The 18,144-nt window shown below is 72.6% G+C and carries 18 protein-coding genes and 2 pseudogenes; 7 read left to right on the top strand and 13 right to left on the bottom strand.

What is annotated here, in order from left to right; all coding sequences use genetic code 11:
- From ACFXB5_RS14830 to ACFXB5_RS14795, 8 genes are all read right to left on the bottom strand, one after another.
- The coding region (locus ACFXB5_RS14830; RefSeq protein WP_385207135.1) for a S1 family peptidase at positions 1-1,089 on the bottom strand (1,089 nt) is incomplete at its 3' end.
- 110 nt (positions 1,090-1,199) lie between these two features.
- A complete protein-coding gene (locus ACFXB5_RS14825) occupies positions 1,200-2,225 on the bottom strand; it encodes an ABC transporter ATP-binding protein (protein ID WP_385207132.1) in 1,026 nt (341 codons plus the stop codon).
- Entirely contained in the window at positions 2,222-3,280 is a 1,059-nt protein-coding gene (locus ACFXB5_RS14820) for an ABC transporter ATP-binding protein (protein ID WP_385207129.1), read from the bottom strand. Before ACFXB5_RS14820 ends, ACFXB5_RS14825 begins: the two co-directional genes overlap by 4 nt.
- On the bottom strand, positions 3,258-4,181 hold the full coding sequence (locus ACFXB5_RS14815) for an ABC transporter permease (protein WP_385207126.1): 924 nt from the start codon (positions 4,179-4,181) through the stop codon (positions 3,258-3,260). The genes ACFXB5_RS14820 and ACFXB5_RS14815 overlap by 23 nt, the downstream gene beginning before the upstream one ends.
- Positions 4,178-5,197: an ABC transporter permease gene (locus ACFXB5_RS14810; RefSeq protein ID WP_385207123.1), complete on the bottom strand. Its 1,020-nt coding sequence runs from the start codon at positions 5,195-5,197 to the stop codon at positions 4,178-4,180. Before ACFXB5_RS14810 ends, ACFXB5_RS14815 begins: the two co-directional genes overlap by 4 nt.
- The gene (locus tag ACFXB5_RS14805; protein ID WP_385207120.1) at positions 5,194-6,783 is read right to left on the bottom strand and encodes an ABC transporter substrate-binding protein; all 1,590 of its coding nucleotides are present in this window, start codon (positions 6,781-6,783) and stop codon (positions 5,194-5,196) included. The genes ACFXB5_RS14810 and ACFXB5_RS14805 overlap by 4 nt, the downstream gene beginning before the upstream one ends.
- 321 nt (positions 6,784-7,104) lie before the next feature.
- Positions 7,105-8,058: a DsbA family protein gene (locus ACFXB5_RS14800; RefSeq protein WP_385207117.1), complete on the bottom strand. Its 954-nt coding sequence runs from the start codon at positions 8,056-8,058 to the stop codon at positions 7,105-7,107.
- Positions 8,055-8,465, bottom strand: a complete 411-nt coding sequence (locus ACFXB5_RS14795; protein ID WP_201852071.1) for an Rrf2 family transcriptional regulator — start codon at positions 8,463-8,465, stop codon at positions 8,055-8,057. Before ACFXB5_RS14795 ends, ACFXB5_RS14800 begins: the two co-directional genes overlap by 4 nt.
- A 96-nt stretch (positions 8,466-8,561) precedes the next feature.
- On the opposite strand from ACFXB5_RS14795, the gene ACFXB5_RS14790 reads away from it, so the two are divergent.
- Positions 8,562-9,068, top strand: a complete 507-nt coding sequence (locus tag ACFXB5_RS14790; RefSeq protein WP_385207114.1) for a cupin domain-containing protein — start codon at positions 8,562-8,564, stop codon at positions 9,066-9,068.
- 110 nt (positions 9,069-9,178) lie between these two features.
- Complete coding sequence (locus tag ACFXB5_RS14785) at positions 9,179-9,415, top strand: hypothetical protein (protein ID WP_385207112.1); 237 nt, start codon at positions 9,179-9,181, stop codon at positions 9,413-9,415.
- Between the two features lie 26 nt (positions 9,416-9,441).
- On the opposite strand, the gene ACFXB5_RS14780 is transcribed toward ACFXB5_RS14785, so the two are convergent.
- The gene (locus ACFXB5_RS14780) at positions 9,442-10,038 is read right to left on the bottom strand and encodes a helix-turn-helix domain-containing protein (protein ID WP_385207110.1); all 597 of its coding nucleotides are present in this window, start codon (positions 10,036-10,038) and stop codon (positions 9,442-9,444) included.
- A gap of 88 nt (positions 10,039-10,126) precedes the next feature.
- On the opposite strand from ACFXB5_RS14780, the gene ACFXB5_RS14775 reads away from it, so the two are divergent.
- A complete protein-coding gene (locus ACFXB5_RS14775) occupies positions 10,127-10,774 on the top strand; it encodes a class I SAM-dependent methyltransferase (protein ID WP_385207107.1) in 648 nt (215 codons plus the stop codon).
- A 41-nt stretch (positions 10,775-10,815) separates the two neighbouring features.
- Here the strand turns inward: ACFXB5_RS14775 and ACFXB5_RS14770 are convergent, their stop codons facing one another.
- The 3 genes from ACFXB5_RS14770 to ACFXB5_RS14760 form a co-directional block, all read right to left on the bottom strand.
- Positions 10,816-11,910, bottom strand: a complete 1,095-nt coding sequence (locus ACFXB5_RS14770) for an acyltransferase family protein (protein WP_385207104.1) — start codon at positions 11,908-11,910, stop codon at positions 10,816-10,818.
- A 171-nt stretch (positions 11,911-12,081) separates the two neighbouring features.
- Entirely contained in the window at positions 12,082-12,783 is a 702-nt protein-coding gene (dhaL, locus tag ACFXB5_RS14765) for a dihydroxyacetone kinase subunit DhaL (RefSeq protein ID WP_385207102.1), read from the bottom strand.
- Positions 12,784-12,833: 50 nt separating this feature from the next.
- Positions 12,834-13,832, bottom strand: coding sequence for a dihydroxyacetone kinase subunit DhaK (locus ACFXB5_RS14760; RefSeq protein ID WP_385207099.1), 999 nt, complete (start codon positions 13,830-13,832; stop codon positions 12,834-12,836).
- A 296-nt stretch (positions 13,833-14,128) separates the two neighbouring features.
- Here ACFXB5_RS14760 and ACFXB5_RS14755 point away from each other — a divergent pair, with 296 nt between their 5' ends.
- The 3 genes and pseudogenes from ACFXB5_RS14755 (at position 14,129) to ACFXB5_RS14745 (ending at position 16,723) form a co-directional block, all read left to right on the top strand.
- Complete coding sequence (locus ACFXB5_RS14755; RefSeq protein ID WP_385207097.1) at positions 14,129-15,136, top strand: 1-aminocyclopropane-1-carboxylate deaminase; 1,008 nt, start codon at positions 14,129-14,131, stop codon at positions 15,134-15,136.
- Between the two features lie 69 nt (positions 15,137-15,205).
- Positions 15,206-15,292 (top strand): annotated as a pseudogene (locus tag ACFXB5_RS14750) (oxidoreductase); the annotation flags it as partial.
- Between the two features lie 258 nt (positions 15,293-15,550).
- Complete coding sequence (locus ACFXB5_RS14745; RefSeq protein ID WP_385207144.1) at positions 15,551-16,723, top strand: sialidase family protein; 1,173 nt, start codon at positions 15,551-15,553, stop codon at positions 16,721-16,723.
- 31 nt (positions 16,724-16,754) lie between these two features.
- Here ACFXB5_RS14745 and ACFXB5_RS14740 read toward each other — a convergent pair whose 3' ends face one another.
- Positions 16,755-17,372 carry a TetR/AcrR family transcriptional regulator gene (locus ACFXB5_RS14740; RefSeq protein ID WP_385207094.1) on the bottom strand — a complete coding sequence of 206 codons (618 nt, stop codon included), beginning with the start codon at positions 17,370-17,372 and terminating at the stop codon, positions 16,755-16,757.
- 79 nt (positions 17,373-17,451) lie between these two features.
- Here ACFXB5_RS14740 and ACFXB5_RS14735 point away from each other — a divergent pair.
- Positions 17,452-18,144: pseudogene (locus ACFXB5_RS14735) on the top strand (nitrilase); the annotation flags it as partial.

The raw sequence follows: 18,144 nt of genomic DNA, 5'->3' as shown, positions 1-18,144 counted from the left end.
GACCGCGTCCAGCGCGGTCGTCACCGGCTGGAAGAAGGTCTCACCGCCGGCGGTGCAGTCACCGCTGCCGCCGGAGGTCAGGCCGATGGCCTGGCCGTCCGCGCTGAACAGCGGGCCGCCGCTGTCGCCGGGCTCCGCGCAGACATCGGTCTGGATGAGCCCGCTGACCGTGCCCTCGGGGTAGTTGACCGTCGCGTCGAGACCGGTGACCGAGCCGTCGTTCAGCCCGGTGGTGCTGCCCATGCGCTGCACCTGCTGGCCCACCGTGGCCTCGCCCGCCCCGACGATGTCCACGGACTGGTCGCCGGTGTTCACCGTGCTGGGGGCCTCGGTGTTGGCGTCGTCGTAGGTGACCAGCGCGAAGTCCCCGTCACCGGGGAAGGTGGCGTCCTGCACGGTGCCGATCGCCGCGCCGTTCTGCGAGTCCGACCACTGCTCGGCGGCCACGCCGCAGTGACCGGCGGTGAGGAACGCCGGGGCGCCGCTGTCCGTGGTGACGTTGAAGCCGAGCGAGCAGCGCGCGCCGCCGCCGAAGATGGCGTCGCCGCCCGCGACGAAGGGCTTGAACTCGCCCGTGGACTTCTTCAGGGTGGCCATGCCGTCGCCCAGCGACTTCACGGTGGACTCGAGGGTGTCCCACTTCGCCCCGGTGACCGTGGAGTCCGCGGTGACCCGCAGCTCATTGGTCTTGGGGTCCACCGACCAGGAGGTGCCCGGGATGGTCGCCTTGGTCTTGAGGGTCTTCGCGGCGGTCTGCAGCGCCTTGGTGCTGTTGTCGACCTTTCTGGCCACCGCCCCGGCGCTCTTGACCTGGACGTTCACATTGTTGTTGTCGCCGACGACATTGACGATGACCTGCTGCTTGTCCTTGTCGTAGTAGGCCCCGCCGAACGCCTCGCCCAGCTGCGAGGCGAGCTCCGCGGCGATGTCCGCTGCCGACGCGGCGTCCACCTTCTTGGGCTGGGCCGCCTCGGACTTGTCGTCCTGTGAGGCGTTGGCGTTGGGCAGGATGATCGCGGCTGCCGCCACGGCGGCGACCCCGGCCCCCGCGAACACGATCTTTCGCTTGGGTACCCGTTTATGGCTCAACTCATGACCTCCTGTTGGGGGGTTACGGGATCCGCTCATCCGCGACGAGCACGACCCGGCAGTGGATACGGGCGGCGCACGAGTTGCGTTCAGAGTGATTTAGGAGATCTTTACGGGGCCGCCTCCAGCAGCCCGGTCCCCGGCGGCCGCCGCGCGGTGACCGGGGCGGCGACCAACTCGCGCCACTCGGACGCCCGGTGGCAGGCGGCCGTGCGCCCCCGGCCCACCGGGGCGGGTACGGGCGCGGTGCGGCAGGCGTCGGTGACGAACGGGCAGCGGTGGGCGAAGACACAGCCCTCCCGAGCCGTCCACGCGGGCGGTTCGGCCGACGGGCGCAGCGCCGCCGCGCCCGGCCCGCCCTCGGCCCGTACGCTCGGCGCGGAGGCGATGAGCAGCGCGGTGTACGGATGCAGGGGCCGGCCGAACACCTCCCGTACCGGCCCCTGTTCCACCACCCGGCCGCGGTAGAGCACCGCCACCCGGTCGGCGATGCCCGCCAGCGAGCTGAGGTCGTGCGAGATGACCACGACCGCCATCCCGCGCTCGGTGCGCAGCCGGTCCAGCAGCCGCAGCACCCGGTTGCGGTTGGAGGCGTCCAGGGCGCTCACCGGCTCATCGGCGATCAGCAGCCGGGGCCGGGTGACGATCGCCCGCGCGAGCAGCACCCGCTGCCGCTGACCACCCGAGATCGCGCCCGGCAGCCGATCGCCGAGCCGCGCCGCGTCCAGACCCACCGTCTCCAGCGCCTCGGCCACGCGGGCGGCGATGTCCGTGTCGCCGAGGTCCCCCGCCACGGCGAGCGGCTCGGCCACGGCCCGCCGGACCGTAAGCTCAGGGTCCAGCGCCCGCAGCGGATCCTGGAACGCGTAACTCAGCTGCCCCGAACGGCGGAACGCGCGCAGCGCCCGCCCCCGCAGCCCGGAGATCTCGCGCCCGTCGAAGACCACCCGCCCCGAGCGCGGAGCGACGAGCCCCACGGCCGTACGCGCCAGCGTGGTCTTACCCGAGCCGGTCTCCCCGATGACCCCGACGATCTCCCCCTCGCCCACGGACAGCTCCACACCATCGAGGACCGGCCGCGCACCCCGCCGGCCGAAGGCCACGGTCAGCCCGGAGAGCTCCAGCAGCCCGCTCATACCGCCACCTCCCGGGTGGAGCGCGCACCGGCCCGCGACAGATCGAGCTCCTCGCCGCGGACACACCGCACCCGCCGCCCGTCGGCCGTCTCCCGCAGCGGCACCGGACCGCTGAGGCACTCGGGCGCGGCGAACGCGCAGCGATCGGCGAACCGGCAGCCCGGCAGCCGCGCGCCCACCTCGGGCGGCGCGCCGGGGATCACCTCCAGCTCGCGCCGCTCCCAGTCGCCGACGGTGGCCACGCGCAACAGCGCCTCGGTGTACGGATGCAGGGGGTCGTTCAGCACCCGCTCGGCCGGGCCGTCCTCGACCAGCTCCCCGGCGTAGGCCACCAGAACGCGGTCGCACACCTCGGCGATCACCGCCAGGTCATGGCTGACCAGCAGCAGCGCCAGATCCTGCTCGGCGCGCATCCGGGCCAGCAGCTCCAGGACCTCGGCCTGGACCACCACATCCAGCGCGGTGGTCGCCTCGTCGGCCACCAGCAGATCCGGTGCGCAGGCCACCGCCACGGCGATCAGCACACGCTGCAGCATCCCGCCGGACAGCTCGTGCGGATGGCGCCGGGCCACCTCGGCGGGGTCGTGCAGCCCGACGGCGGCGAACAGCTCGACGGCCCGCGCATCGGCCCGCGCCCGGTCAAGACCCGACTTCACCCGCAGCACCTCGGTCAGCTGACGCCCCACGGTCAGCGAGGGGTTGAGATACGAGGCGGGGTCCTGGAAGACGGCGCCCACCCGGGTGCCCCGTACCCGGTCCCACTCCCGGCGGGACAGCCCGGTCAGCGCCTCACCGGCCAGTGTGATCTCGCCCTCGGACACCGCGCAGCCCGCGGGCAGCAGCCCGAGCACCGACCGGCAGATGAGGGTCTTGCCGCTGCCCGACTCGCCGACCAGGCCGACGGCCTCACCGCGGCCCACGGTGAACGACACATCGCGTACGGCCGTCAGCCGCCCGGACGAGACGGTGACGCCGAGCCCCTCGACCGACAGCGCGGCCGACGGGTCAGTGGGCGCGCCGGGCGTGGTGGGGTCAGACGACGGGGAGTGCGGCATCGGCCCGCTCCTTGGTGGTGTCGGGGGATTCGGCGGTGGCGGCGGGGGACCCGGTGGCCGGGTCCGGAGCGCCGCCGGGCAGCAGTTCGTCCGCCCCGGCGTCCCGTACGGCGTCGGCCAGCAGATTGAGCGCACCGGCGGTGATGACGATCAGCGCGGCCGGGAACACCGGCGCCCAGATCTGCTGGGTGAGGAAGCCCAGATCGGTGGCGAGCATGCCGCCCCAGGTGGCGGCGGGCGGCTGCACACCGACCCCGAGGAAGGTCAGCGAGGAGACCACCAGCAGACAGGTGGCCAGCGCGTGGGCGGCCGTGACGATGACCGTCGGCAGGACCTTGCTCCAGATGTGGGTGCGCAGCACCCGCCCCACCGAGGCGCCGAACAGCTCGGCCGACTCCACGTACTGGGCGTGCCGCAGGCTCAAGCCGGCGGCGCGGGTCATCCGGAAGAACAGCGGGGCGTAGAGCACCCCGAGCGCCAGCATGGCCTGGTGCATCCCGTTGCCCAGCGCGCCCACCACCGCGATGGCGAACACGGTGAACGGCAGTGTCATCAGCGCGTCGACGGCGCGCTGCGCGAGCCACTCGCCGACCCGCCCCATCCACAGCGAGGCCAGCCCGGTCGGCACCCCCACCGCCATCGCGGCGGCCACCGCCTCCACGGCGCCCGCCACCGAGCGGCCACCGCCCTCCAGTAGCCGGCTGAGCACATCGCGGCCCAGGTAGTCGGTGCCCAGAAGATGGCCGGGGCCGGGCCCGCGCAGCATGTTCCGGGGGTTCTGGACCAGCGGGTCATGAGGGGCGAGCCAGCCGCCGAACGCCGCCAGCAGCGCGATGGCCAGCAGCACCAGCAGCGCCACCTTGGCGGAGGTCGGCCGCCACGCCCGTCGCAACGTCCTCATCCGCGCGTCACCTCCCGGCGCCGGGCGGCCGGATTCAGCGCGAGCAGCGCCGCGTTGACGGCCACATTGACCACCAGCACCACCGCGATGGTCACCAGCAGCGTCCCCTGGATCACCGGGATGTCGTGCTGCTCCGCCGACTGCAGGGTGAGCTGGGCGAGCCCGGGCAGCGCGAAGATCTGCTGGGTGACCACCGCACCGCCGAGCAGCATCGGCACGCTCATCCCGAGCGCCGTCAGCGCGGGTCCCGCGGCGTTGCGCAGGGCATGGCCCAGCACCACCCGCCGGGCGGGCAGTCCGCGCATCACCGCGCCCGTCACATAGTTCTCCCGCAACGTCCCCACCAGCGAGGTGCGCAGCTGACGGGCGATGGCGGCCGCGGCCTCCAGGCTCAGCGCGAACGCGGGCATCACGGTGTACCGCAGCCACTGCGCGGGGTCCATGTCCAGCGGTACATAGCCACCGGACGGCATCCACCCCAGCCTCAGCGAGAACACCGTGACCAGCGCGATGGCCACGACGAAACCGGGCAGGGTGCCGAGCAGCGCGCACAGCGCGGTGATGGCGCGGTCCAGCCGTCCGCCCGCCCTGAGCGCGGCGGCGACACCGGCGGCCCCGCCCAGCACCACGGCCATCAGCAGCGCGAGCCCGGCGATGGACAGATCCACCGGAATGGCCTGCCGGATGCTCGTCGCCACCGGGACCGTGGTGAACCACGAGCGGCCCAGGTCCCCGGTGAAGGCATGCCCGAGCCAGGACACGTACTGCTGCCACAGGGGCCGGTCGAGGCCGAACTGATGGTTCATCCGGGCGATGTCGGCGGGTGTCGCCGTCTCGCCGAGCACGGCCGCCGCCGGATTGGCCCCGGAGAGCGCGCCGAGACCGAAGGTCAGCGCGGAGGACAGCAGGAACACCGTGCCCGCCGTGGCGAGGACCCGGCCGAGCGAGCGCGGCAGCCGGGCCTGGCGTACGGCCTTCCGGCGGGTACGCGCGAGGTGTGCGGCGAGCGCGGTCATCCGGCCGTCACCCCCTCGAACCGCTGTACCACCGGGAGCGAGGGGATGGCGGAGACGGAGGACGTACGGGCGAGGGCGCGCGGCACCGTGTAGAGGAACACGTTCGGCATCGTGCGCACCGCCACCGCGGTGGCCGCCCGCAGCACCTGCGGATAGCGCGGCGACTCCAGCGGGGTGCGGCGCACCGCGGCCACGGCCGCGTCCAGTTCGGGCGTGGTACGGCGGGAGGGGTTCATCAGCCCCTCCGCGCCGAAGAGCACCTGCATCGCCTGCACCGGTGACTCCCGCCCGGCGAACTGGTCGATGTACAGGGCGCGCGAGTGCTGGACGTACACCACCTGCGACGTCCGTGCCTCGGGGATGACCTCGATCCGGGCCCGGAACCCGACCCGGTTCAGCTGGGCCTGCAGTTGCTCGGGCGCGCCCTGCGGCTGGGCGGTGGTGATGGTCACCTGGACGCCGTCGTGATACCCGGCCTCGCGGAGCAGCGCGCGCGCCCGCTCCGGATCGTGTTTGTACACGGCGCCGAGCGACGGGTCGAAGCCCGTGTAGCCGGGCGGGAAGGGCTGGTGGTCCACCTCGCCATGGCCGAACTGCTCGCTGTCCAGCAGGGCTTGGCGGTCCACGGCGTACTTCAGGGCCTTGAGGACGGCGGGGTCGTCGAAGGGCTTCATGGCGGTGTTCACATCCAGGACGCGCACCACCATCGACGGGATGAGCTGTACCGTGAATCCGGCCTCACGCGCCGCCTCGACCTGGCTGAACGGGATCTGGGCCACATTGAGCCGCCCGGACTGGAGCGCGGCGAGCGCCGTGGTCTCATCGGGCTTGGGAAACGCCTCGAAGCGTTCGACGGCGATGTGCTCGGCGTTCCAGTAGCCGGGGTCGCGGCGCAGGCTCGCCATGGAGTTCTGGGTGTACGACACCAGCCGGAACGGGCCGTGGCCGACCGGCCTGGTGGCCAGCCGCTCTTCGTCCTTCCCGAACGCGGTGGGGCTGACCACCATGCCGGTCTTCCCGGCCAGCAGCGCGGGCAACTGGTAGTCGGCCTCGGTGAGTTCGAGCACCACGGTGTGCGGGTCGGTGGCCCGTACCGTGTCGATCGTGGTCAGCTGGGAGGCGATCAGGGACTTGGGGTGGTTCTTGCCGCGCTCGAGGCTCTTCTTGACGGCCTCGGCGTTCACCGGTGTGCCGTCGGAGAACCGCAGGCCCCGGCGGAGGGTGAAGGTGAGCCGTCGGCCGTCGTGGGAGTAGTGCCAGGAGGAGGCGAGCGCGGGCTTGGCGCCGCCCTTGGCGTCGAGTTGGGTCAGCCCGGAGTAGACGAGCGACAGCAGATGGACATCCCAGCCCTTGGAGGAGAACACCGGGTCCCAGGTGGAGGGCAGATCCCAGCCCCAGCGCAGGGTCTCGCCCCCGCTGCCCGCGCCGGTGGTCGCCACCCCGCCGCAGGCGGCCAGCAGCAGGGAACCACTCGCCCCCAGGGCCAGCCCGAGAACGGAGCGCCGGTCCGGTGCGGGGGCCGGTGCGGGGCCCGGTGGCGGATCGGGCGGACGGCGGACGGGAGGAGGCGGGGCGGCGGAAGTCATGGCTGGACGTCGCCTTTCGTGGTGTCAACTGCCCTCGGACGGCGCGGATTTACGGCCGGTACGCGGCCGCACTCGTCAGCGAGGGCACGAGGAAAACGAGGGGGGACGAGCGATACGAGGCGCTCGGGACGCGGCGGATCGTCGCGGATCGCGGATCGCGGAACGGGAAAGGGGCGATCAGCGACAGATGGCGCTGGCGGTGCGCCGGAAGTCCACGTATCGGCACACCACACCGGGGTGCGTCGTCAGCATGTGCCCATGGTGCGGGGCGAGGGCCGGTGAGTCAATGGACACCTTTCGGTGTCTCATTCGCCAAGACGGCTACGACCTGGGGCTTTCCGATTCTCCGGCGGTGATGAGCGCCGGATGGGTGGTCGCCTCGTCCGGGTGCAGCCACAGCGGCCCGCCCGCCGTATCGACCCGTACGGCCGCGGGCGGGGGAGTGGTTCCGCCCGTCAGCAGGGACAGATCGGGCCCGGTCAGACTGCGGTACTTCGCCAGGGCCTCCCCGGGGCCGATCGGGGTCGCCTCCCAGAGCTGACGGGGAGCCACCGTGCGCAGCGCGGCGAGGTACTCGGGCATGCTCCGCCACCCCGGCGCGGCCACGCGCCCGCCCGGGCCGGAGAGCACCAGCGTGGGCAGCGCGTAACGCACCCCGTCGTCGGTTTCCTTCACGCCCGTGCCATGCGGCCCCGGGGCGTGGAAGGCATGCGCCTCCGGGATGGGGTCGCGGGCCTCGGCGTGGTCCCGCCGGACGGCCGCCGCCACCTCCGGATCGCCCGTCTCCGCGCCCAGCCGCCCCACATCGACACCGTCGAGACCGGTCAGCGCGTCCAGCACCCGCCCAGCCGTATCGGCCGGAGTGCCCAGCACGAACGTGGTCTCGCGCAGCCGCCGCAGCACCCGCTCCGCGGCCGTCGCGCCCTGCCGCTCGGCCGCCTTCGCGGCGAGCGAGGCCGGCCGGCTGGTGGCCGCCACCCAGCGCAGCCGGTGGGCGTAGGGCGCCCGCGTATGGCGGGCGATATCGGCGACATAGCGGCCGTACCAGGCGGTCTCGGCGGCCGGATCCGGTGCCGGATCGTCGTCCTCGTCGAAGAGGATGCCGAACACCCGGCGCCAGCGGGCCCGCCCCGCGGTGAGCGCCCGCAGCAGGCGGAACGCGGGCTCGGAGCCCCACGCCCACGGGCAGGCCGGATCGGTGTACTCCACGATCTCGACGGCCCCGTCGCCGTCCGCCTCGGGGTGCCGGAGGCGGTCAGGGCGTACGGACGTCATGCGGCCAGCCGCTCGCGGACCAGATCGCTCAGGGCGGTGGAGGTCAGCACCTGGCGCACATGCGCCTCCATCCCGCGCCACACCCCGGGCAGCCCGGCCGCCGGGCCGCGGTAGCCGAGGTCGTCCAGCCGCTCGCCGCGCAGCGTCAGGAACGCCCCGTCCACCGCGAGCACGATGTCCGCGAGCGTGGTCTCGGCGGGGTCGCGGGCGAGCCAGTAGCCGCCCTCGCAGCCGCGCTGGCTGCGCACCAGACCGGCCTGGCGCAGATCGCGGAAGACGGCCTTGAGGAACCGGAAGGGGATGTCCTGGGAGGTCGCTATCGCCTCACATGTGAGCGGCCTGCCGGGGTCCGCGGCCAGCTCCGCCAGCGCCCGGACCGCGTAGTCCGCCTTCGCCGAGATCTGCATACGGCCATTATGCAGCGTGGATTTCGGGGTGTTGTGCCTGGTGAGCGAAAGGACACCGGTTGACATCCATTACCGGTGCTTTCTACGGTCGGTGGCATGACGACGCCCGGCGGCGACCCCGCGCAGCAGCACGACGCGTTCCATCCGCATCTGAAGGCCACCGCCCCCGACGGTCCGTCGCGGTCGCGTGTGCACCACATCCACACCGAGGACGTCGACCCCGGCACCGCCCAGACCGAGGGCATGCGGCGGTTCGCCGCGATCAGCGGCCAGTCGGTGGGGTCCGAGCGGCTCTGGATGGGCCAGACCCATGTGGCGCCGGACACCGCCTCCGCCAACCACCACCACGGCGACTCCGAGACGGCCATCTTCGTGGTGCGGGGCCACCCCGAGTTCGTCTTCGCCGAGGAGCGGGACGGACACGTCGAGGAGGTCCGGCTGCGCACCCGGCCGGGTGACTACGTCTTCGTACCGCCCCATGTGCCGCACCGGGAGGAGAACCCGGACCCCGACGACGAGGCGGTGGTGGTCATCGCCCGCAGCACCCAGGAGGCCATCGTGGTCAACCTGCCGGAGCTGTATGTGCTGGAGGGCGGGGAGTAACCGGCCGCGTGCACGGATGGCCGCATCGGACCGGCCGGCCATGCATCCGCCCGGCGCTCGTGGGTAGTCGCCTCTGCTGTGCCCCCTTCATCGACGAAAGGAGTGGCATCGTGAGCGACGACCGGCGACCGGAGGAGCGCGAGGAGCGGGGCGGGATCCCCAGGGACCTCCCCGACCAGCAGGCGCAGGACGGGCCCGACCACCTGGATGTGGCGGGCGACGGGCATGAGCCGGACGAGGTGGACGACATCCCCGAGACGGACGAGTCCGGCACCGGACGGCGGGGGAGGCCGCAGACCGGGAGTGTGCACCCCGAGCAGCCCGTCCCGGACGAGCCCTCGGGGTGAACGCCCCGGGTGCCCCCGGGGGCGGGTCAGGTGCCGGCGGGGCGGGCGCGGACATGGATGCGCTCGCCCTGCGCCCCGAACAGGGAGAGGAACTCCACCGGCTGGTCCCCGGCGTTGGCGAAGCCATGGGGGGTGCGGGTGTCGAATTCGGCGGCCTCACCGGCCGCGAGCACCAGATCGTGCTCGCCCAGCGCCAGCCGTAGCCGCCCGGAGAGCACATAGAGCCACTCATAGCCCTCGTGCACCCGCTGCTCCAGGGGTTCATCGCTCCTGTCCTGCGGCCGGGGCGGCATGATCTGCTTGTACGCGTGCAGCCCGCCCAGATAGCGGGTGAGCGGAACGAACGTCTGGCCTTGCCGGGTGAACGGTCGTGGATGGACGCGGGGATCCCCGGTGGCCGGCGCCCCCACCAGCTCGTCCAGCTGCACTCCGTACGCCTTGGCCAGCGGCAGCAGCAGCTCCAGGGTCGGCTTGCGCTGCCCCGACTCCAGCCGCGACAGGGTGCTCAGCGAGATGCCCGTGGACTCGCTGAGCTGGGAGAGGGTGGTGCCACGGGTGCGCCGCAGCGCCCGCAGCCGGGGTCCTACGGCGGTCAGCACCTCGGTGAGGTCTTCGTCAGCCATACCTTCATTTGCCACCCCGGCAAAGAAGTTTGTCAAGTGGCCACGGCCGGACGCACCCTCTTGACCCAACGAAGGGAGCGCATCCGACATGACCACCAAGCCGCACGACATCTCGCCCGACACCACGCACGGGGAGTTCTGGGACAACTTCTACAGCGCCGAGGACCGCGTCTGGAGCGGCAGGCCCAACGCCGCCTTGGTGCGCGAGGTCACCGGGCTGACCCCCGGCCACGCACTGGATCTGGGCTGTGGCGAGGGCGCCGACGCCATCTGGCTCGCCCGGCGGGGCTGGCGGGTCACCGCCGTCGACGTCTCCCAGGTGGCCCTGGACCGCGGCGCCGGACACGCGGCGTCGGAAGGTGTCGGCGACCGTATCGAATGGCAGCCGCACGACCTGTCCGTGTCCTTCCCGGCCGGCACCTTCGACCTGGTCTCCACCTACTTCCTCCACTCCTGGCTCGAACTGCCCCGGGAGCGGATCCTGCGCAGCGCCGCGGGCGCCGTCGCACCGGGCGGAGTGCTGCTCATCACCGGGCACGCCGGATTCCCGTCCTGGGCGACGGACCCCGATCCGGACATCCACTTCCCCACCCCCGAGGAGGTGCTCGCCGGGCTGGAGCTCGCGGACGGGGAGTGGGACGTCCTCGTCAGCGCGGCCCACGAGGAGAAGATGACCGACCCCGAGGGAAAGCCGGCCACCCGCACCGACAACACCGTCAAGGTCCGCCGCCGCTGACGGCGATTCCCGCTCGCCGAAGAGGAAGCGCCTCGCCGCCCTCAGGAAGCGGCTGATGAACCGGTGCGCCGGAACGCCCAGTCCATGCGTGGCTCCACCAGAGCGCGCAGGACCCGTCGCACCGGTTCCGTGCACAATACGGTGATCATGAGCACCGCGGCCGCCGTGACGGTGAGCTCCCCGAGCGGGGTGTGCAGCCACGGATGGTCGTACCAGTCCCAGAAACGGGACGACTTGATGATGAAGCCGTGCAGCAGATAGCCGTACAGCGTCCCCGAGCCGAGCGCGGTGAACCAGGTCCTGCGCCCCGGCACCCAGGCCAGGAAGCAGGCCGTCAGCACCAGCGCCAGACCGAAGAGGGCGGGCGTGGTGAGCAGACCGGCCCAGGACGGTACGCCGTCCAGCTTGGCGACGCTCTTGCGGTGGTAGAACCACTCCGCGTCCATCCAGGGCGCCACCGCGTACGCCGTGCACAGGGCGAAGGCCGCCACCGGAAGGGCGACCAGCCGGGCCCGCCGGGTCCGCAGCCGGGTGAAGTGGTCCGGGCGCAGGGTGAGCCCGACCACGAAGAACGGGAGGAACGCCAGCACCCGCTGGAGACCGAGATCCCCGCCCGCCTCCGGTGAGATCGAGGCCAGCGCGGCCACCGCCAGCGCGACCGGCACCGGATGGCGCAGCGCCAGCCACAGCGGGGTGGTGACCCGCCAGATGAACAGCGCGGCCAGGAACCACATCACATACCAGGGGTCGAGCAGGCTGATCGGATAGCCCGGATCGTCCTGTGCCCAGCGGTAGAAGAGCGTGTACGCCACCTCGAAGACCAGGTACGGCACGACGACACCCGTGAGCAGCCGCTTCACCCGCCCCGGCGCCATGTCGAAACTCCGCGAGAAGTAGCCCGATATGAGGGCGAACGCGGGCATGTGGAAGGCGTACACCATCAGGTAGATCGCGGTGGCCGACCGGCTGCCGTAGGTGAGCGGCTCCCATGTGTGGCCGCACGCCACCAGCACGATGGTGAGGTACTTCGCGTTGTCGAAGTACGGGTCGCGCGTCCGGCCTCCGGACGCGCCGCCATCGCGCGGCCGTGGCACGGCCGGTGGTGTGGTCACACGGGCGGCGGTCTCCTGCTGCACAGATTCTCCCGGACACCTTTGATCGAGCCGACAATCGAATCCTGGTCGTCTGCCCCGCTCTGCTCCTCTCATGCGGCCCAGGACTCGGATCCCAGTACGTGCGGCCCGGCCGCGGCGTTCACCGGCGGGCGGCACGTCCCGGGGATCCCCCGATCGCCTCGGCCTTCCTCCTCAGGACACGGGGAGCCGGCTGAGCGAGGTGAGCTCGGCGTGTGCGGAGGCGAACAGCAGGGCGACGGCCAGGGCGCCCGGGTCGGGGACGCCGCGCGAGTGGTCGCCGGTGTAGCTGGCGCGCCCGCGGCGGGCGCGCAGATCGGTCGTGGAGCGGGCGCCCCGATGGGCCGCCATCGCGGCCACATGGAGCGCGTGCGCGGGGTCGGCGGTGGGTTCGCAGGAGGCCAGGGCCCGCGCGGCGGGGACGAGGGCGTCCACCATCGTCTTGTCGCCCACCTCGGCCTCGCCGACCCGCTGGATCGCGGCCGCGCCCGCGGCGGTGCCGAGGGCCAGCGCCGCGGTCCCGGGCGGGTCGGCGGCCATCCCCAGCGCGTCGGCGAGCTCCTGGAAGAGCAGCCCGAACAGGGGGCCGCTGGTGCCGCCGACGTCGTCGAGGAAGACCCGCGCGGCGGCGTCCAGCGGCGCGTCCGGCCCCCGCCGGTCCCGCTCGCCGTTCCCCGCGCCCGCCGCCAGGGCGTCCAGCGCGCGGCGGACACCGTCCATCCCGGTGACCAGATTGGCGCCGAAGTCCCCGTCGCCCGCCTTCTGGTCGAGCGCGGTGAGCTCGGGCTCCACGGAGCGTACGGTGGCGGCGAACCGTGTCATCCAGTTCATGACGGCGGTGTGGGTGAGGCCCTTGGGGCCGGGCTGGTCGGGCATGAGCGGGGCAACTCCTCGGGGCGGTAACGGGGGCTCGGGGGCCGGACGGATCACAGGGGCCAGGCGGGGGTGCGGGCGGGGGCGTCCCACAGCCGCAGCGCCTCCGCGTCGGTGGCGAACAGGGTCAGCGAGAAGCCCCGCATGTCCAGGGCGCTCACGAAGGTGCCGGTCAGGGACCGGTCGAGGCCGACACCGCGGTCGTCCAGGGCCTTGGCGACCGCGTGGCGGATGCCGTACAGCTCCAGCGAGGTGATCGAGCCCAGCCCGTTGACCAGGGCGAGCACCCGTGTCCCGATGCTGTCGGGCAGCGCGGCCAGCAGCTGGTCGGTCATGGTCTCGACCAGCTTGCCCAGCGGTGCGTGCGGGGTGGTCCCCTCGGCCCGCTCTCCGTGGATGCCGACCCCGAACTCCAGGACGTTGTCGGGCAGGGTGAAGGCCGGAGTCCCGGACTGGGGCGTGGTGTGGGCGGCCGCGGCTACGGCGAGGCTGCGGGCCCGCCGGGTCACATCGGTGCCGAGCGCCACCAGGTCCTCCAGGCCGCGCCCCTCGTCGGCGGCGGCGCCCAGGATCTTCTCGACGATCAGGGTGGCGCCGGTGCCGCGGCGGCCGACCGCGATGTCGTCCGAGTCGGTGGCGAGGTCGTCGTCGATGAGGAGACGGGCGCAGCGGATGCCCTCGTGGGCGAGGCGCTCGGCGGCGATGCCGAAGTTGATGCGGTCGCCGGTGTAGTTCTTGACGATGTGCAGCACCCCGTCGGCCCGTGCGACGGCCCGGCTGGCCTCGAAGATCTGCCGGTTGTGGGGCGAGGCGAAGATCCGCCCGGGGCAGGCGGCGTCCAGCATCCCCGTACCGAGGAAGCCGGAGTGCAGCGGTTCATGGCCGGAGCCGCCGCCCGAGACCAGCCCGACGCGGCGAGTGGGCGCGGTGTGGCGGGTGCGGAAGTATCCGTGGTCGGGGTTGTAGGCGACGAGATCGGCATGGGCGGCGGCGAAGCCCGCGAGCGCGTCGGGAACGAGAGACTCGGGTGAGTCGCGGAAGTACTGGGGCATGATCTCGGCTCCCTGGGCGAGTGGGGCGGACGGGTGGGCTCGGCGGGCGAGCGCCGTCTCGGCGGTACGAGGGCTCAGGCACAGATAGTCGCCGCGACCCGGCGGCAGGGTGCTCAGGCTGGACAGCAGCGGGACCCCAACGGCCTACTGGCATACGCCGGTCGGGTAGTGACGGAGGCGGCCGGGGAGGGCTCGGCTCGTGTCCCGACGTGGCGGTGGAGAGGAAATCGTGTGCCGAGGGGGAGGGGCGGGGTAGGGATCGGCGGACACCCGGCACCACCCACAAGGAGTCACCCATGTCCCTCGATGACTTCGAGCGCCACCCCCTGCTGTTCGGCCCCAGCCCGGTCCACCCCCTGGACCGGCTGAGCGAGCGTCTCGGCGGGGCGCGCGTCTGGGCCAAGCGCGAGGACTGCAACAGCGGACTGGCCTTCGGCGGCAACAAGACCCGCAAGCTGGAGTACCTCGTCCCCGACGCGCTCCGGAAGGGCGCGGACACCCTGGTGAGCATCGGCGGTGTGCAGTCCAACCACACCCGCCAGGTCGCCGCGGTGGCGGCGAAGCTGGGGCTGAAGGCCGTCCTGGTGCAGGAGAGCTGGGTGGACTGGCCCGACTCCGTGAATGACAAGGTGGGCAACATCCTGCTCTCCCGGATCATGGGCGCGCGGGTGAGGCTGGTCGACGCCGGGTTCGGCATCGGCTTCAAGGACAGCTGGAGCCAGGCTCTGGAGGACGTCCGCGCGGCGGGCGGCACGCCGTATCCGATCCCCGCCGGGGCCTCCGACCATCCGCTGGGCGGGCTCGGCTTCGCCAACTGGGCGCGGGAGGTCCAGGAACAGGAGCGGGAGCTGGGGGTCTTCTTCGACACCATCGTGGTGTGCAGCGTCACCGGCTCCACCCAGGCGGGCATGATCGCGGGCTTCGCGGGCCAGGACCGCCCCCGCCGGGTCCTGGGCATCGACGCCTCCGCCAAACTGGCCGAGACCCGTGCCCAGGTGGAGAAGATCGCACGCGAGACCGCCGGGCTGATCGGCCTCGGCCGGGAGCTGCGCGATGAGGAGATCACCGTGCTGGAGGGCTGGGCCGGGGACCTCTACGGCGTCCCGGTCGACTCCACTCTCGAGGCGATCCGGCTCACCGGAAGCCTCGAAGGAGTGATCCTCGACCCGGTCTACGAGGGCAAGTCCATGGCCGGGCTCATCGACCTCGTCCGCGACGGCGACATACCCAAGGACTCCAACGTGCTCTACGCCCACCTCGGCGGCCAGCCCGCGCTCAACGCCTACAGCGGCGCCTTCGGCTGAGAAGTCCGCTGAGAAGTCGGCCGAGAAGTCCGCGCCCTCCGACGGCCCGCGCGGGGTGGCGGATGTGGTGTGAACGTCAGCTCGGTGGCCGGCCGGGTGGCACGGCCCGGCAACGGCGGCTACTCGGCCACCGAACACGCGGTGGGCGCCATGAGCGAGGCCATGCGCCAGGAGGTGACCGCCCGCGGTGTCCGGGTGGGGCTGATCGAACCGGCCCGGTGCCCCGGCCGGGGGCGGTACCGGTCCCGGGCACTTCGTGAAAGCGCGGCCCCGTCCCGGCCGTGCCTCGGCCCTCGCGGAAGCCTGTGCGGAAGCCTGCGCGAGGGATTTACAACGTTGGAAATTCTCTCTAGCGTTGCGCCACGCATGGCCCGGGTCCCTCCCCCCTTCACCACTCCTCCCGAGGGAGCGTGCATGACCACGCCGCACCGAAGACGCATCCTGCCCACCCTGCTGACCCTCCTGGCCGTCCTGGGCTCGCTCCTGGCCGTTCAGGCACCCCCGGCCGCGGCCGCCTCCGGGACGCTGCTGCGCGACGGCACCGGCCTCTACCCCCGCGCCCTGCGCCTCCAGCACAACGGCGCCGCCAACGGCCGCGTCCTCGCCTCAGTGGTCACCTTCCGCGGCTCGGACGGGCTCGGTGCCATCTACGAGAGCGCCGACGACGGCGCCACCTTCCGGCAGGTGGGCGAGGTGGCCGACCCCGAGGCGTCCGGTGGACAGGGCGAATGCTGCGCCACCCTGTACGAACTGCCGCGAGCCGTCGGCGCCATGCCCGCGGGGACCCTGCTGTGGGCGGCCTCCATCGGCCAGGACGAGCCGGATCGCCGGATGGCCATCCGGGTCTTCCGCAGCAACGACCAGGGCCGCACCTGGTCCTATCTGTCCACCGTGGCCACCGCCCCCAACGCCAAGGGACTGTGGGAGCCGGAGTTCTCCATCGACTCCAGCGGACGGTTGGTGGCCCACTACTCGGACGAGACCGACCCCGCGCACAGCCAGAAGCTGGTCGCCGCCCGCAGCGCGAACGGGATCACCTGGACGGGCCACCACGCCACCGTCGCCAGCAATCTCGCCTCCGACCGGCCCGGTATGCCCATCGTGCGCAAACTGCCCGACGGCCAGTACTTCATGGCCTACGAGATCTGCGCCGCCCAGGGGCAGTACTCATGCGTGGTCCACTACCGGACCTCGTGGGACGGCTGGAACTGGGGCGACCCCGCCCACCTCGGTTACCGGCCCGAGACCGCCGACGGAAAGTACTTCACCCACACCCCGAACCTCGTCTGGGCCCCTGAGCCCGGAAATCCCCGGGGCAAGCTGTTCCTCATCGGCCAGGTCCTGAACAACGCCGACGGCACCACCGCCACCGGCAGCGGTGCCACCGTCTGGACCAACGGCAACGGCGGCACCGGAGCCTGGCGTTCGATCTCCGCACCGGTGCGGGTGGATTCCAAGGTGGTCGACTGGTGCCCCAACTACAGCTCGGCGCTGCTGCCCTCGGCGGACGGCAGCCGAGTGCTGGAGATCGCCACGGACTACGTGGGCACCGTGTGCAAGCCGTTCTACGCCACCGGGGGGAGCTGACCCGGTGAACTCCCGCTGATCGGCGTGGCGTTCACCCGGTCGCGGATCCCCCGTCCGGCCGTTCGGGGCCGGCGCCCAGTATGGTGCGTACGACCGTCTCCACCAGGGCGTCGGCCTCGGCGCGCGTCGGGGTGCCGAGGCGTTCGTCGAGCAGCAGTGTGCTCAGCCCGTGGACGAGGGCCCAGATCCCGATCCGCAGTGGCTCGCGCCGCTCCGCTTCCGCGATGGCCGCGATGCGCTCCGCCACGATGGCGATCGCGGCGTCGGAGGCGGCGATGGTGTCGGGGTGGCTGCTGCACGCCTGCCCGAACATCAGGCGGTACACCCCGGGGTGGTCCAGTGCGTAGTCGACCGCCGCGCACGCCATGGCGATGACCTCCGCGTCGGGGGCCTTCCCGGGGGCGACCGCGGCGAGGCGTTCGCCCAGCTCCGTGAAGCCCCGGGTGGCGAGGGCGGCGAGCAGCGCCTCCTTGTCGCGGTAGTGGCGGTAGGGGGCGTTCGGGGAGACCCCGGCGTGCCGGGCGACCGCGCGCAGCGACAGCTCGCCCGGGCCCCCGGTGTTGAGGAGTGCCAGAGCGGAGTCCAGCAGGGCCGCTCGCAGATCCCCGTGGTGGTATCCCGAGCCAATGGATGTTGACAGTGTCCACACCTCCATCCTTCAATGTGGGCATCGTACACATCGATGCGGGCCGGTCCATGGGGACGCGGCCCGCGCACAGGAGCGCCCGATGACCGAACGACTCGCCCTGCCCGCTCAACGCCCCTGGCTATGCCTGTGGGGCGGAGCCGCGGCGTCCTTGCTGTCCGTCGGCGGCCGGTTCGACGTGCCCCTGGCCGCATGGGTGGCGCCGCTGCTCCTCCTCCGTTTCCTGCGCCACACCCGCCCGCTCGTGGCCCTGCCCGCGGTGTTCGCCGTCACGGTGGCGTCGGCCGCGCTGTGGATGGCCGAACTCGCCGTGCCCATCACCTGGCTCACCTTCCTGGGCGATGTGGCCTTCGGAATGGCCTACGGTCTGCCGTATGTGGTCGACCGGCTGCTCGGCCCGCGCGCCGGCACCCTCGGCAGGGTGCTGCTGTTCCCGGCCGCGGCCATGTCCGTGGAATTCCTCCTCGGCACGTACGGCCCGTTCGGCACCGCATACGGCATGCGGGCCGCGTCCCAGCACGCGAGCACCGCACTGCTGCAGATCACCGCGCTGACCGGGCCCTACGTCATCGCCTTCGTCATCGGGGCGGGAGCGACGATCGGCAATCTGGTCTGGGAGCGCGGGCTGCGGCCCGCGCTGCGCCGGGCCGCCGTCTACGCCGCGGCCGTCGCGCTGATCGTCGTCGGCGGACAGCTCCGCATGATGTCCACCGACACCGGCGGCGACACCCTCAAGGTGGCCGGCGGGAAACCCAGGCGCCCCGCCATCGACCCC

This window comes from Streptomyces sp. NPDC059455 (assembly GCF_042750115.1).
In the GTDB taxonomy this organism is placed as follows: Bacteria; Actinomycetota; Actinomycetes; order Streptomycetales; family Streptomycetaceae; genus Streptomyces; species Streptomyces endocoffeicus.
The sequence above is the reverse complement of the archived record's forward strand: the minus strand, read 5'-3'. Positions and strand labels throughout refer to the sequence as shown.

Bases quoted from the DNA above. Each gene is read 5' to 3' on its own strand.
- ACFXB5_RS14825 (WP_385207132.1), bottom strand. From the start codon at position 2,225: ATGAGCGGGCTGCTGGAGCTCTCCGGGCTGACCGTGGCCTTCGGCCGG.
- ACFXB5_RS14820 (WP_385207129.1), bottom strand. From the start codon at position 3,280: ATGCCGCACTCCCCGTCGTCTGACCCCACCACGCCCGGCGCGCCCACT.
- ACFXB5_RS14815 (WP_385207126.1), bottom strand. From the start codon at position 4,181: ATGAGGACGTTGCGACGGGCGTGGCGGCCGACCTCCGCCAAGGTGGCG.
- ACFXB5_RS14810 (WP_385207123.1), bottom strand. From the start codon at position 5,197: ATGACCGCGCTCGCCGCACACCTCGCGCGTACCCGCCGGAAGGCCGTA.
- ACFXB5_RS14805 (WP_385207120.1), bottom strand. From the start codon at position 6,783: ATGACTTCCGCCGCCCCGCCTCCTCCCGTCCGCCGTCCGCCCGATCCG.
- ACFXB5_RS14800 (WP_385207117.1), bottom strand. From the start codon at position 8,058: ATGACGTCCGTACGCCCTGACCGCCTCCGGCACCCCGAGGCGGACGGC.
- ACFXB5_RS14795 (WP_201852071.1), bottom strand. From the start codon at position 8,465: ATGCAGATCTCGGCGAAGGCGGACTACGCGGTCCGGGCGCTGGCGGAG.
- ACFXB5_RS14790 (WP_385207114.1), top strand. From the start codon at position 8,562: ATGACGACGCCCGGCGGCGACCCCGCGCAGCAGCACGACGCGTTCCAT.
- ACFXB5_RS14780 (WP_385207110.1), bottom strand. From the start codon at position 10,038: ATGGCTGACGAAGACCTCACCGAGGTGCTGACCGCCGTAGGACCCCGG.
- ACFXB5_RS14775 (WP_385207107.1), top strand. From the start codon at position 10,127: ATGACCACCAAGCCGCACGACATCTCGCCCGACACCACGCACGGGGAG.
- dhaL (WP_385207102.1), bottom strand. From the start codon at position 12,783: ATGCCCGACCAGCCCGGCCCCAAGGGCCTCACCCACACCGCCGTCATG.
- ACFXB5_RS14760 (WP_385207099.1), bottom strand. From the start codon at position 13,832: ATGCCCCAGTACTTCCGCGACTCACCCGAGTCTCTCGTTCCCGACGCG.
- ACFXB5_RS14755 (WP_385207097.1), top strand. From the start codon at position 14,129: ATGTCCCTCGATGACTTCGAGCGCCACCCCCTGCTGTTCGGCCCCAGC.
- ACFXB5_RS14745 (WP_385207144.1), top strand. From the start codon at position 15,551: ATGACCACGCCGCACCGAAGACGCATCCTGCCCACCCTGCTGACCCTC.